Genomic DNA, 15,676 nt, shown 5'->3' on the forward strand with positions numbered 1-15,676 from the left:
AACGCATGGCGTTCCATTGACTTTGTGAATCTTAGGAAACGGGACCGATTATGGATAACTTGCGCTTCTCTTCTGCGCCGACAGCAGATTCCATTGATGCATCGATCGCTCAACACTACCCGGACTGCGAACCTGTCGCGGTTATCGGCTACGCCTGCCATTTTCCTGAATCGCCGGATGGCGAAACGTTCTGGTAAAATCTGCTGGAAGGTCGTGAATGCAGCCGACGCTTTACGCGCGAAGAGCTTCTGGCCGTCGGTCTGGATGCCGCCATCATTGACGATCCTCATTATGTCAATATCGGTACGGTGTTAGACAACGCCGACTGCTTCGACGCCACCCTGTTTGGCTATTCGCGACAGGAAGCGGAGTCGATGGACCCGCAGCAGCGCCTATTTTTGCAGGCGGTCTGGCATGCGCTGGAACATGCCGGTTATGCCCCCGGCGCCGTCCCCCATAAGACCGGCGTTTTCGCCTCTTCCCGGATGAGTACCTACCCCGGTCGCGAAGCATTGAACGTGACAGAAGTCGCGCAGGTAAAAGGTCTGCAATCTCTGATGGGCAATGATAAAGACTATATTGCCACCCGCGCCGCGTACAAACTCAACCTGCACGGCCCGGCGTTATCGGTACAGACCGCCTGCTCCAGCTCGCTGGTTGCCGTGCATCTGGCCTGTGAAAGCCTGCGCGCAGGCGAATCCGATATGGCGGTTGCCGGCGGCGTGGCGCTCTCTTTCCCCCAGCAGGCAGGCTACCGCTACCAGCCCGGAATGATTTTCTCTCCTGATGGTCACTGTCGTCCCTTTGACGCCTCGGCTGAGGGCACCTGGGCCGGTAACGGTCTCGGCTGCGTGGTGCTGCGTCGCCTGAGAGACGCGCTGCTGTCAGGCGATCCGATTATCTCGGTGATCCTCTCCAGCGCGGTCAACAACGACGGCAACAGAAAGGTCGGCTATACCGCCCCTTCCGTCGCAGGGCAACAGGCAGTCATCGAAGAGGCGTTAATGCTGGCGGCCATCGACGACAGGCAGGTAGGTTACATTGAAACCCACGGCACCGGCACACCGCTGGGCGACGCGATTGAAATTGAAGCGTTACGCAACGTCTATGCGCCTCGCCCGCAGGATCAGCGCTGTGCGCTCGGTTCCGTGAAAAGTAACATGGGCCATCTGGATACCGCGGCGGGCATTGCCGGACTGCTGAAAACCGTTCTGGCAGTCAGTCGCGGGCAAATTCCTCCCTTACTGAATTTTCACACCCCCAACCCGGCGCTGAAACTTGAAGAGAGCCCCTTTACCATACCGGTGTCGGCACAGGCATGGCAGGACGAAATGCGCTATGCGGGCGTCTCCTCCTTTGGTATTGGCGGCACCAACTGCCATATGATCGTCGCCTCGCTGCCCGACGCGCTCAACGCGCGCCTCCCCAATACGGATAGCGGCAGAAAAAGTACCGCGCTGCTGCTCAGCGCCGCCAGCGACAGCGCGTTGCGGCGGCTGGCGACGGATTATGCCGGGGCGCTGAGAGAGAATGCGGATGCCAGCTCTCTGGCCTTCACAGCCCTGCATGCGCGCCGTCTCGATCTCCCCTTCCGCCTGGCGGCGCCATTAAACCGTGAAACCGCCGAGTCGCTCAGCGCCTGGGCCGGTGAGAAATCGGGGGCGCTGGTTTACAGCGGCCACAGCGCCAGCGGCAAGCAGGTGTGGCTGTTTACCGGCCAGGGCTCGCACTGGCGCACTATGGGTCAAACGATGTACCAGCACTCAACGGCGTTTGCCGACACGCTGGATCGCTGTTTTTCCGCCTGTAGCGAAATGCTCACGCCGTCACTGCGCGAAGCGATGTTTAACCCCGATTCGGCGCAACTGGACAATATGGCCTGGGCGCAGCCGGCGATTGTCGCGTTTGAAATCGCGATGGCGGCGCACTGGCGTGCTGAAGGACTGAAGCCAGACTTCGCCATTGGGCATTCCGTCGGTGAATTTGCCGCTGCTGTTGTCTGCGGACACTATACGATTGAACAGGTCATGCCACTGGTTTGTCGGCGCGGCGCGCTAATGCAGCAGTGCGCAAGCGGCGCGATGGTGGCGGTATTTGCAGACGAAGACACGCTGATGCCGCTGGCTCGCCAGTTTGAGCTGGATCTCGCCGCCAATAACGGTACGCAACATACGGTATTTTCCGGGCCGGAAGCCCGTCTCGCAGCATTTTGCGCCACGCTCTCGCAGCATGACATTAACTATCGTCGCCTGAGCGTAACCGGTGCGGCGCACTCCGCTTTACTGGAGCCGATACTCAATCGGTTCCAGGACGCCTGCGCGGGACTGCACGCGGAGCCGGGGCAAATACCGATTATTTCCACGCTCACCGCCGACGTCATTGATGAGTCAACGCTCAACCAGGCGGATTACTGGCGCCGACACATGCGCCAGCCGGTGCGTTTTATCCAGAGTATTCAGGTGGCGCATCAGCTCGGCGCCCGCGTTTTTCTGGAGATGGGGCCCGATGCCCAGTTGGTTGCTTGCGGGCAGCGCGAATACCGCGATAACGCATACTGGATAGCCAGCGCCCGGCGTAACAAAGAGGCGAGCGATGTCCTCAATCAGGCCCTGCTCCAGCTTTACGCTGCCGGCGTCGCCCTATCGTGGGCCGACCTGCTGGCGGGCGATGGACAACGTATCGCTGCGCCATGTTATCCGTTTGATACTGAGCGTTACTGGAAAGAGCGCGTCTCCCCGGCCTGCGAGCCTGCCGACGCAGCGCTGTCTGCCGGGCTGGAGGTGGCGAGTCGCGCCGCGACAGCGCTCGATCTCCCTCGCCTGGAAGCGCTTAAACAGTGCGCCACGCGACTGCACGCCATCTACGTCGATCAACTGGTACAACGCTGTACCGGCGATGCCATTGAGAACGGCGTGGACGCCATGACCATCATGCGCCGTGGACGTCTGCTGCCCCGCTACCAGCAGCTACTCCAGCGCCTGCTGAATAACTGCGTGGTCGACGGCGATTACCGCTGCACCGACGGGCGATACGTCCGCGCCCGCCCCATTGAACATCAACAGCGGGAATCACTGCTGACGGAACTTGCCGGTTATTGTGAAGGTTTTCAGGCTATTCCCGACACCATCGCCCGTGCCGGCGATCGGTTATATGAAATGATGAGCGGCGCGGAAGAACCGGTGGCGATTATCTTCCCGCAAAGCGCCTCCGACGGCGTGGAAGTGCTGTATCAGGAATTCAGCTTTGGCCGCTATTTCAACCAAATCGCCGCCGGGGTATTACGCGGCATTGTCCAGACGCGTCAGCCCCGCCAGCCGTTGCGTATTCTTGAAGTTGGCGGCGGAACCGGCGGCACCACCGCGTGGCTGCTGCCGGAACTCAACGGCGTTCCGGCACTGGAGTACCATTTCACCGATATCTCGGCGCTGTTCACCCGTCGCGCCCAGCAGAAATTCGCCGACTATGATTTTGTGAAGTATAGCGAGCTGGATCTCGAAAAAGAGGCGCAGTCTCAGGGTTTCCAGGCACAGTCTTACGATCTTATCGTGGCAGCGAACGTGATTCACGCCACCCGCCATATTGGCCGCACGCTCGATAATCTGCGCCCCCTGCTCAAGCCGGGCGGGCGCCTGCTGATGCGCGAAATCACCCAGCCAATGCGTCTGTTTGACTTCGTTTTCGGCCCGCTGGTTCTTCCGCTACAGGATCTCGACGCCCGCGAAGGTGAGTTATTCCTCACCACCGCTCAGTGGCAACAACAGTGCCGCCACGCCGGATTCAGCAAAGTGGCGTGGCTACCGCAGGATGGCAGCCCGACCGCCGGGATGAGCGAACATATCATTCTCGCCACGCTGCCCGGTCAGGCGGTTAGCGCCGTAACATTCACCGCGCCATCAGAACCCGTGTTGGGGCAGGCGCTGACGGATAACGGTGATTATCTCGCCGACTGGTCTGATTGCGCAGGTCAGCCCGAACGGTTTAACGCCCGCTGGCAGGAGGCCTGGCGTCTGCTTTCACAGCGTCATGGCGACGCTCTGCCTGTGGAACCGCCCCCCGTCGCCGCCCCGGAGTGGCTGGGGAAGGTTCGCTTAAGCTGGCAAAACGAAGCCTTTTCCCGCGGTCAGATGCGCGTTGAAGCCCGTCATCCTGCTGGCGAGTGGCTGCCGCTATCGCCCGCCGCGCCTCTTCCTGCGCCGCAGACGCATTATCAATGGCGCTGGACGCCCCTCAACGTCGCCAGCATTGACCAACCGCTTACCTTTAGCTTCAGCGCCGGTACGCTTGCGCGCAGCGACGAGCTGGCGCAATACGGCATCATTCACGATCCGCACGCCTCTTCGCGACTGATGATTGTTGAGGAGAGCGAGGATACGCTGGCCTTAGCGGAGAAAGTGATAGCAGCGCTCACCGCCAGCGCAGCCGGATTGATTGTGGTTACTCGCCGCGCGTGGCGAGTCGAGGAAAATGAAGCACTCTCTGCATCCCATCACGCGCTATGGGCCTTGCTTCGCGTCGCGGCCAACGAACAGCCGGAACGGTTGCTTGCCGCCATCGATCTCGCCGAAAACACCCCGTGGGAAACGCTGCATCAAGGGTTGAGCGCAGTCTCACTATCACAGCGCTGGCTCGCCGCACGGGGTGACACCCTTTGGCTCCCTTCACTGGCGCCCAATACGGGATGCGCCGCTGAATTACCGGCAAACGTGTTTACCGGCGATAGCCGCTGGCATCTGGTGACCGGAGCGTTTGGCGGATTAGGCCGCCTTGCCGTGAACTGGCTCAGAGAAAAAGGGGCGCGACGCATCGCCCTGCTGGCGCCGCGCGTGGATGAGTCATGGCTACGCGACGTGGAGGGCGGGCAGACGCGCGTCTGCCGTTGTGATGTGGGCGATGCCGGGCAACTGGCCACGGTTCTTGACGATCTGGCGGCCAACGGCGGCATTGCCGGAGCGATTCATGCCGCTGGCGTATTGGCTGACGCGCCCTTGCAGGAGCTTGATGACCACCAGCTGGCTGCCGTTTTCGCGGTAAAAGCGCAGGCGGCAAGCCAGCTGTTGCAAACCCTGCGCAACCACGACGGACGCTATCTTATTCTCTACTCTTCCGCTGCCGCCACCCTCGGCGCGCCGGGTCAGAGCGCCCATGCGCTGGCCTGCGGCTACCTGGACGGGCTGGCCCAGCAGTTTTCCACCCTTGATGCGCCGAAAACGCTCTCTGTCGCCTGGGGCGCATGGGGAGAAAGCGGTCGGGCGGCCACGCCGGAAATGCTGGCGACGCTCGCCAGCCGAGGTATGGGCGCGTTAAGCGATGCCGAAGGCTGCTGGCACCTGGAACAGGCGGTGATGCGCGGCGCCCCGTGGCGACTGGCGATGCGCGTTTTTACCGACAAAATGCCCCCGTTACAACAGGCTCTGTTTAACATCAGCGCCACAGAAAAAGCCGCAACGCCGGTCATTCCTCCTGCTGATGACAACGCCTTTAACGGCAGCCTGAGCGATGAAACAGCGGTGATGGCATGGCTGAAAAAGCGGATTGCGGTTCAGCTAAGGCTGAGCGATCCGGCGTCACTGCATCCAAACCAGGATCTGTTGCAACTCGGCATGGACTCGCTGCTCTTCCTTGAACTCAGTAGCGATATTCAGCACTACCTGGGCGTACGCATCAATGCGGAACGGGCGTGGCAGGATCTGTCTCCTCATGGACTCACGCAGCTTATCTGTTCTAAGCCAGAGGCGACGCCTGCCGCTTCGCAGCCGGAAGTGTTGCGGCACGACGCCGACGAGCGTTATGCGCCCTTCCCTTTGACGCCCATTCAGCACGCCTACTGGCTGGGGCGAACCCACCTCATTGGCTATGGCGGCGTCGCCTGTCACGTCCTGTTTGAGTGGGATAAACGCCACGATGAGTTCAATCTCGCCATACTGGAGAAAGCATGGAACCAGCTCATCGCACGCCACGATATGTTGCGTATGGTGGTTGATGCCGACGGGCAGCAGCGAATCCTGGCGACAACGCCGGAGTATCACATCCCGCGTGACGATCTGCGCGCGCTTTCCCCGGAAGAACAGCGCATCGCGCTGGAAAAACGGCGGCATGAACTGAGCTATCGCGTTTTGCCTGCCGACCAGTGGCCTCTTTTTGAGCTGGTGGTCAGCGAAATCGACGATTGCCATTACCGTCTGCATATGAACCTCGACCTTTTGCAGTTTGATGTGCAGAGTTTTAAAGTCATGATGGACGACCTGGCGCAGGTCTGGCGCGGTGAAACGCTGGCGCCGCTCGCTATTACCTTCCGTGATTATGTGATGGCTGAACAGGCGCGCCGACAGACATCGGCATGGCACGATGCCTGGGATTACTGGCAGGAAAAACTGCCGCAACTGCCCTTAGCGCCAGAGCTGCCGGTGGTTGAGACGCCCCCGGAAACGCCACACTTCACCACCTTCAAATCGACGATCGGCAAGACAGAATGGCAGGCCGTGAAACAGCGCTGGCAGCAGCAAGGCGTCACACCGTCTGCCGCGCTGCTCACGCTGTTTGCCGCCACCCTTGAGCGCTGGAGCCGTACCACAACATTTACGCTGAACCTGACGTTCTTCAATCGCCAGCCGATCCATCCGCAAATCAACCAGTTGATTGGTGATTTTACCTCCGTCACGCTGGTTGATTTTAACTTCTCAGCGCCGGTGACGTTGCAAGAGCAGATGCAACAGACCCAACAGCGCCTCTGGCAAAACATGGCGCACAGTGAAATGAACGGTGTTGAGGTGATCCGTGAGCTGGGCCGCCTGCGCGGATCACAACGTCAACCGCTGATGCCGGTAGTGTTTACCAGTATGCTGGGGATGACGCTGGAAGGCATGACTATCGATCAGGCGATGAGCCATCTGTTCGGCGAACCCTGCTATGTATTCACGCAAACGCCGCAGGTCTGGCTGGATCATCAGGTCATGGAGAGCGACGGCGAGTTGATGTTTAGCTGGTACTGCATGGACAACGTGCTGGAACCCGGCGCTGCCGAGGCGATGTTTAATGACTATTGCGCCATCCTGCAAGCCGTCATCGCCGCCCCTGAAAGCCTGAAGACTCTCGCCAGCGGCATCGCCGGGCACATTCCCCGCCGACGCTGGCCGCTGAACGCGCAGGCGGACTACGACCTGCGGGATATTGAGCAGGCGACGCTCGAATACCCCGGCATCCGGCAGACCAGAGCGGAAATAACCGAACAGGGCGCGTTGACGCTGGATATCGTGATGGCCGACGATCCGTCGCCATCAGCGGCGATGCCTGATGAGCACGAACTTACCCAACTGGCGCTGCCGTTGCCTGAGCAGGCGCAGCTTGATGAGCTGGAGGCGACCTGGCGCTGGCTGGAGGCGCGTGCGCTACAGGGGATCGCGGCTACGCTAAATCGTCACGGCCTGTTTACCACGCCGGAGATCGCCCATCGCTTTAGCGCAATAGTACAGGCGCTGTCCGCGCAAGCGTCTCACCAGCGTCTGCTGCGCCAGTGGCTACAGTGTCTGACGGAAAGAGAGTGGTTAATCCGCGAAGGTGAAAGCTGGCGCTGCCGCATTCCGCTCAGCGAGATTCCTGAGCCTCAGGAAGCGTGCCCGCAAAGCCAATGGAGCCAGGCGCTGGCGCAGTATCTGGAAACCTGCATCGCCCGGCACGACGCCCTCTTCTCCGGGCGGTGTTCTCCGCTGGAATTGCTGTTCAACGAGCAGCATCGCGTTACCGACGCGCTGTATCGCGACAACCCCGCCAGCGCCTGTCTGAATCGCTATACCGCGCAGATTGCCGCCTTGTGCAGCGCAGAACGGATTCTGGAGGTTGGCGCCGGAACCGCAGCCACTACCGCGCCGGTGCTGAAGGCCACGCGGAACACGCGGCAGTCGTACCACTTCACGGACGTCTCCGCGCAGTTCCTCAATGACGCCAGAGCCCGTTTCCATGATGAATCGCAGGTGTCTTATGCCTTGTTCGACATCAACCAGCCGCTGGATTTCACCGCCCACCCGGAGGCGGGTTACGACCTGATCGTTGCCGTCAATGTGCTCCACGACGCCAGCCATGTCGTCCAGACGTTGCGCAGATTAAAACTGTTGCTGAAAGCTGGCGGACGTTTGCTGATCGTTGAAGCGACGGAGCGAAACAGCGTATTCCAGCTGGCGAGCGTGGGCTTTATTGAGGGATTAAGCGGATACCGCGATTTCCGCCGCCGGGATGAGAAACCGATGCTCACCCGCTCCGCATGGCAGGAGGTTCTCGTTCAGGCCGGGTTTGCAAACGAGCTGGCGTGGCCCGCGCAGGAATCGTCGCCGCTGCGCCAGCATCTGCTGGTGGCGCGTTCGCCTGGCGTAAATCGCCCGGATAAAAAAGCCGTGATCCGCTATTTACAGCAGCGCTTTGGCACCGGTCTGCCCATTTTACAGATCCGGCAAAGAGAAGCGTTATTTACGCCGCTGCATGCCCCGTCTGATACGCCGACTGAGCCAGCCAAACCCACGCCAGTTGCCGGGGGGAATCCGGCGCTGGAAAAACAGGTGGCTGAACTCTGGCAATCGCTGCTGTCTCGCCCCGTGGCAAGGCATCACGACTTTTTCGAACTGGGCGGCGACAGCCTGATGGCGACAAGAATGGTCGCGCAGCTAAACCGGAGAGGGATTGCCAGGGCTAACCTTCAGGATCTGTTCAGCCATTCGACGCTGAGCGACTTCTGCGCCCATCTACAGGCGGCTACGTCAGGAGAGGACAACCCGATACCCCTTTGCCAGGGCGACGGTGAGGAAACCCTGTTTGTCTTCCACGCTTCAGACGGCGATATCAGCGCCTGGCTGCCGCTCGCTAGCGCGTTGAACAGGCGCGTTTTCGGCCTGCAAGCAAAATCGCCGCAGCGCTTTGCCACGCTCGACCAGATGATCGATGAGTATGTCGGGTGCATCCGTCGTCAGCAGCCTCACGGCCCTTATGTGCTGGCGGGTTGGTCGTATGGCGCGTTTCTTGCGGCGGGCGCCGCACAGCGCCTGTACGCCAAAGGCGAGCAGGTTCGGATGGTGTTAATCGATCCCGTGTGCCGACAGGATTTCTGTTGCGAAAACCGGGCGGCCCTGCTGCGCCTGTTAGCCGAAGGACAAACGCCTCTGGCACTGCCCGAACATTTCGACCAGCAGACGCCCGACAGCCAGCTTGCCGACTTTATCAGCCTCGCTAAAACGGCCGGTATGGTGTCGCAAAACCTGACGCTGCAAGCGGCAGAAACGTGGCTCGACAACATCGCGCATCTGCTGCGTTTACTGACTGAGCATACGCCGGGCGAAAGCGTTCCGGTCCCCTGTCTCATGGTGTATGCCGCCGGGAGACCCGCGCGCTGGACGCCAGCAGAAACCGAGTGGCAGGGCTGGATAAACAACGCCGACGACGCTGTGATTGAAGCCAGCCACTGGCAAATCATGATGGAAGCCCCCCACGTTCAGGCTTGTGCGCAACACATTACGCGCTGGCTTTGCGCAACCTCAACGCAACCGGAGAACACGTTATGATGCCGTCCGCCTCCCCAAAACAACGCGTACTGATTGTGGGCGCCAAATTTGGCGAAATGTACCTGAATGCCTTTATGCAGCCCCCGGAGGGGCTGGAACTGGTCGGCCTGCTGACGCAGGGAAGCGCCCGTTCAAGAGAGCTGGCTCATGCGTTTGGCATTCCGCTGTATACCTCGCCGGAACAGATAACCAAGATGCCGGATATCGCCTGTATTGTCGTGCGTTCGACCGTCGCCGGAGGAACCGGTACGCAGCTTGCCAGACACTTTCTGACGCGCGGCGTACACGTCATTCAGGAGCATCCCCTCCACCCGGATGACATCAGTTCCTTACAAACGCTGGCGCAGGAACAGGGCTGCTGCTATTGGGTAAACACGTTTTATCCGCATACGCGCGCGGGACGCACATGGCTTCGCGATGCTCAGCAGCTGCGTCGCTGCCTGGCTAAGACGCCGCCGGTAGTCCACGCCACCACCAGCCGACAGTTGCTCTACTCCACTCTGGATTTGTTGTTGCTGGCTCTGGGCGTTGATGCCGCCGCCGTGGAGTGCGACGTGGTTGGCAGCTTTAGCGATTTTCACTGTCTGAGACTCTTCTGGCCGGAGGGAGAAGCCTGCCTGCTGCTTCAGCGCTATCTCGATCCTGACGATCCAGATATGCATAGCCTTATCATGCACCGCCTGCTGCTGGGCTGGCCGGAAGGTCATCTTTCGCTGGAGGCGAGCTACGGCCCCGTCATCTGGTCATCCAGCCTGTTTGTCGCAGACCATCAGGAGAACGCCCACAGCCTCTACCGCAGACCGGAGATCCTGCGCGATCTGCCGGGTCTGACGCGCAGCGCGGCGCCCCTGAGCTGGCGCGACTGCTGCGAAACCGTCGGGCCGGAGGGCGTCAGCTGGTTGCTACACCAGTTGCGCAGCCATCTGGCGGGCGAACATCCACCAGCGGCCTGCCAAAGCGTACATCAGATCGCGTTATCACGTTTATGGCAGCAGATTTTACGTAAGACCGGCAATGCGGAGATCAGACGCCTGACACCGCCGCACCACGACCGGTTAGCCGGTTTCTACAACGATGATGATAAGGAGGCGCTGTGACGCAATCTGCAATGTGCATCCCGCTGTGGCCCGCCCGGAACGGCAATACTGCGCATCTGGTCATGTGCCCTTTCGCTGGCGGCAGCAGTAGCGCGTTTCGCCACTGGCAAGCTGAGCAACTGGCTGATTGCGCGCTTTCTCTGGTGACCTGGCCGGGGCGCGATCGCCTTCGCCATCTGGAACCGCTCAGAAGCATTACACAACTGGCGGCACTGCTGGCGAACGAGCTGGAAGCATCCGTATCGCCTGACACGCCGCTTTTACTCGCCGGGCACAGCATGGGGGCGCAGGTGGCGTTTGAAACCTGCCGACTTCTGGAGCAACGGGGGCTTGCGCCACAAGGACTGATTATTTCCGGGTGCCATGCCCCGCATCTGCATTCTGAACGCCAGCTCAGCCATCGCGATGATGCCGACTTTATCGCTGAGCTGATAGACATTGGCGGATGTTCTCCTGAACTGCGGGAAAACCAGGAATTAATGTCGCTGTTTCTTCCTCTTCTGCGCGCTGATTTTTACGCCACCGAGAGCTATCACTACGACTCGCCCGACGTCTGTCCGCCGCTGCGCACGCCTGCTCTGTTATTGTGCGGCAGCCACGATCGCGAAGCCTCCTGGCAGCAGGTCGATGCCTGGCGTCAGTGGCTGAGCCACGTTACAGGCCCGGTGGTGATTGACGGCGATCATTTCTATCCCATTCAACAAGCCCGGTCCTTTTTTACGCAGATTGTCCGCCATTTTCCCCACGCATTTTCTGCAATGACCGCGTTGCAAAAACAGCCCAGTACTTCAGAAAGGTGACGCATGAATTCTTCCTTTAAATCTCTGATTGAACAGTATCCCTTACCCATTGCCGAACAGTTGCGCCACTGGGCGGCCCGTTATGCCTCGCGAATTGCCGTCGTTGATGCAAAGGGGTCGTTAACCTACAGCGCGCTTGATGCACAAGTTGACGAACTTGCCGCAGGTCTGTCATCACTGGGTTTGCGTTTGGGGGAGCATGTAATTGTGCAGCTTCCCAACGACAACGCGTTTGTTACCCTGCTGTTCGCCTTGTTAAGACTGGGCGTTATCCCCGTGCTGGCGATACCCTCGCAACGGGCGCTGGATATCGACGCGCTGATTGAGCTGGCGCAACCCGTCGCTTACGTTATTCACGGGGAAAACCACGCAGAGCTGGCCCGACAGATGGCGCACAAACACGCCTGCTTGCGTCATGTTCTGGTCGCTGGAGAGATCGTGAGCGACGATTTTACGCCGTTCTTCTCCCTTCACGGTGAGCGACAGGCATGGCCGCAGCCTGATGTTTCCGCCACCGCGTTGTTGTTGCTCTCAGGCGGCACAACCGGCACGCCCAAACTCATCCCGCGCCGACATGCCGACTATAGCTATAACTTCAGCGCTTCTGCTGAACTGTGCGGCATCAGCCAACAGAGCGTGTATCTCGCCGTCCTCCCGGTGGCGCATAACTTTCCGCTGGCCTGCCCCGGTATTCTGGGAACGCTTGCCTGCGGCGGAAAAGTGGTGCTGACCGACAGCGCCAGCTGTGATGAGGTGATGCCTTTAATCGCGCAGGAAAGAGTGACTCACGTCGCCCTGGTTCCGGCGCTGGCGCAATTATGGGTGCAGGCCAGGGAGTGGGAAGACAGCGACCTTTCGTCGCTGCGCGTCATTCAGGCAGGCGGCGCCCGGCTCGACCCGACGCTTGCTGAGCAGGTTATCGCCACCTTTGACTGTACCCTGCAACAGGTTTTCGGTATGGCGGAAGGCCTGCTCTGTTTTACCCGGCTGGACGATCCGCATGCCACCATTCTCCACAGCCAGGGGCGCCCGTTGTCCCCTCTGGATGAAATCCGCATCGTTGATCAAGACGAGAACGACGTCGCGCCGGGCGAAACCGGGCAATTGTTAACGCGCGGCCCTTATACCATTTCGGGCTATTACCGCGCCCCTGCCCACAACGCGCAGGCCTTTACCGCGCAAGGGTTTTACCGCACAGGCGACAATGTCAGGCTGGATGAGGTGGGGAACCTGCACGTTGAGGGACGCATAAAAGAGCAGATCAACCGCGCCGGAGAAAAAATAGCCGCGGCTGAAGTGGAATCGGCACTGCTGCGTTTAGCGGAAGTGCAAGATTGCGCGGTGGTCGCCGCGCCGGACACGCTGCTTGGCGAGCGGATTTGCGCGTTTATCATCGCGCAGCAGGTGCCAACTGACTATCAGCAGTTGCGTCAACAACTGACCCGTATGGGGCTCAGCGCGTGGAAAATTCCTGACCAAATCGAGTTTCTGGACCACTGGCCGCTCACCGCCGTCGGCAAGATAGACAAAAAACGCCTGACGGCTCTCGTCGTCGACCGTTATCGCCATTCTGCCCAATAAGCGCAAACCGACCCGAAACAGGTTGAAATAAACCCGTTTCGGGTAGCACCGCTATTAGAAATAGTTATCATTTTCAATTCACCATTGTCGGTATTTTTGGCGTTTCGCCGTCTTACAGGGACTCACAACAATGAAAATGACACGGCTTTATCCTCTGGCCTTGGGGGGATTATTGCTCCCCGCCATTGCTAATGCCCAGACTTCACAGCAAGACGAAAGCACGCTGGTGGTTACCGCCAGTAAACAATCTTCCCGCTCGGCATCAGCCAACAACGTCTCGTCTACTGTTGTCAGCGCGCCGGAATTAAGCGACGCCGGCGTCACCGCCAGCGACAAACTCCCCAGAGTCTTGCCCGGGCTCAATATTGAAAATAGCGGCAACATGCTTTTTTCGACGATCTCGCTACGCGGCGTCTCTTCAGCGCAGGACTTCTATAACCCCGCCGTCACCCTGTATGTCGATGGCGTCCCTCAGCTTTCCACCAACACCATCCAGGCGCTTACCGATGTGCAAAGCGTGGAGTTGCTGCGAGGCCCACAGGGAACGTTATATGGCAAAAGCGCTCAGGGCGGGATCATCAACATCGTCACCCAGCAGCCGGACAGCACGCCGCGCGGCTATATTGAAGGCGGCGTCAGTAGCCGCGACAGTTATCGAAGTAAGTTCAACCTGAGCGGCCCCATTCAGGATGGCCTGCTGTACGGCAGCGTCACCCTGTTACGCCAGGTTGATGACGGCGACATGATTAACCCCGCGACGGGAAGCGATGACTTAGGCGGCACCCGCGCCAGCATAGGGAATGTGAAACTGCGTCTGGCGCCGGACGATCAGCCCTGGGAAATGGGCTTTGCCGCCTCACGCGAATGTACCCGCGCCACCCAGGACGCCTATGTGGGATGGAATGATATTAAGGGCCGTAAGCTGTCGATCAGCGATGGTTCACCAGACCCGTACATGCGGCGCTGCACTGACAGCCAGACCCTGAGTGGGAAATACACCACCGATGACTGGGTTTTCAACCTGATCAGCGCCTGGCAGCAGCAGCATTATTCGCGCACCTTCCCTTCCGGTTCGTTAATCGTCAATATGCCTCAGCGCTGGAATCAGGATGTGCAGGAGCTGCGCGCCGCAACCCTGGGCGATGCGCGTACCGTTGATATGGTGTTTGGGCTGTACCGGCAGAACACCCGCGAGAAGTTAAATTCAGCCTACGACATGCCGACAATGCCTTATTTAAGCAGTACCGGCTATACCACCGCTGAAACGCTGGCCGCATACAGTGACCTGACCTGGCATTTAACCGATCGTTTTGATATCGGCGGCGGCGTGCGCTTCTCGCATGATAAATCCAGTACACAATATCACGGCAGCATGCTCGGCAACCCGTTTGGCGACCAGGGTAAGAGCAATGACGATCAGGTGCTCGGGCAGCTATCCGCAGGCTATATGCTGACCGATGACTGGAGAGTGTATACCCGTGTAGCCCAGGGATATAAACCTTCCGGGTACAACATCGTGCCTACTGCGGGTCTTGATGCCAAACCGTTCGTCGCCGAGAAATCCATCAACTATGAACTTGGCACCCGCTACGAAACCGCTGACGTCACGCTGCAAGCCGCGACGTTTTATACCCACACCAGAGACATGCAGCTTTACTCTGGCCCGGTCGGGATGCAGACATTAAGCAATGCGGGTAAAGCCGACGCCACCGGCGTTGAGCTTGAAGCGAAGTGGCGGTTTGCGCCAGGCTGGTCATGGGATATCAATGGCAACGTGATCCGTTCCGAATTCACCAATGACAGTGAGTTGTATCACGGTAACCGGGTGCCGTTCGTACCACGTTATGGCGCGGGAAGCAGCGTGAACGGCGTGATTGATACGCGCTATGGCGCACTGATGCCCCGACTGGCGGTTAATCTGGTCGGGCCGCATTATTTCGATGGCGACAACCAGTTGCGGCAAGGCACCTATGCCACCCTGGACAGCAGCCTGGGCTGGCAGGCGACTGAACGGATGAACATTTCCGTCTATGTCGATAACCTGTTCGACCGTCGTTACCGTACCTATGGCTACATGAACGGCAGCAGCGCCGTCGCGCAGGTCAATATGGGTCGCACCGTCGGTATCAATACGCGAATTGATTTCTTCTGATTATTGTAAAAGGGATACCGAAAAGGTATCCCTTTTACACCACTAGTTAAAACCAGTAACTCAGCAGAGTCGCAAAAAATATTAATCCATAGTGATTATTTAAACAATGAAATTGCGATTAGGACAAATAGATTTAACTTTCTCGTTCCTTTCTCTCCTTATACTAAAGAAATAATCATATCAAAATAAAAATTCACAACAGTGCAACATTAAAAACACAACCAACAAACAACCCTATATACAAGGCACATCTCCAGAATATAAAAGCACAGACAAACAATCTAAAAAAAACAACCCGAATTAATAAAACCTTTACAATTACACACCCTCAACTCAAAACAATTTCGAAAACTCAAAGATTTCATCGGCAAAAACAGTCATTAACACATCTATTTTTTTGAAATTCTGTAGAGTAAAACTGATATAAAGCATTTATCATATTAACATATCAATAAGTGCAAACTTAAAAATCAAAAGTTAGGGTTCAGTAAAACCAATTCGCCA

The 15,676-nt window shown here is 58.6% G+C and carries 4 protein-coding genes and 1 pseudogene; all 5 read left to right on the top strand.

The window, feature by feature from the left end; all coding sequences use genetic code 11:
- Positions 1-50 precede the first annotated feature (50 nt).
- Positions 51-9,542 (top strand): annotated as a pseudogene (gene irp1 / locus DR88_RS0126150) (yersiniabactin polyketide synthase HMWP1).
- On the top strand, positions 9,539-10,639 hold the full coding sequence (gene ybtU / locus DR88_RS11110) for a yersiniabactin biosynthesis oxidoreductase YbtU (protein WP_016530238.1): 1,101 nt from the start codon (positions 9,539-9,541) through the stop codon (positions 10,637-10,639). Before irp1 ends, ybtU begins: the two are co-directional and overlap by 4 nt.
- On the top strand, positions 10,636-11,439 hold the full coding sequence (gene ybtT, locus DR88_RS11105; protein WP_000194282.1) for a yersiniabactin biosynthesis thioesterase YbtT: 804 nt from the start codon (positions 10,636-10,638) through the stop codon (positions 11,437-11,439). Before ybtU ends, ybtT begins: the two co-directional genes overlap by 4 nt.
- 3 nt (positions 11,440-11,442) lie before the next feature.
- Positions 11,443-13,020 carry a yersiniabactin biosynthesis salycil-AMP ligase YbtE gene (gene ybtE, locus DR88_RS11100; RefSeq protein WP_004150594.1) on the top strand — a complete coding sequence of 526 codons (1,578 nt, stop codon included), beginning with the start codon at positions 11,443-11,445 and terminating at the stop codon, positions 13,018-13,020.
- A gap of 130 nt (positions 13,021-13,150) precedes the next feature.
- On the top strand, positions 13,151-15,172 hold the full coding sequence (gene fyuA / locus DR88_RS11095; protein ID WP_004150595.1) for a siderophore yersiniabactin receptor FyuA: 2,022 nt from the start codon (positions 13,151-13,153) through the stop codon (positions 15,170-15,172).
- Positions 15,173-15,676: the final 504 nt, after the last annotated feature.

Source organism: Klebsiella pneumoniae, assembly GCF_000742135.1.
GTDB classification, from domain to species: domain Bacteria; phylum Pseudomonadota; class Gammaproteobacteria; order Enterobacterales; family Enterobacteriaceae; genus Klebsiella; species Klebsiella pneumoniae.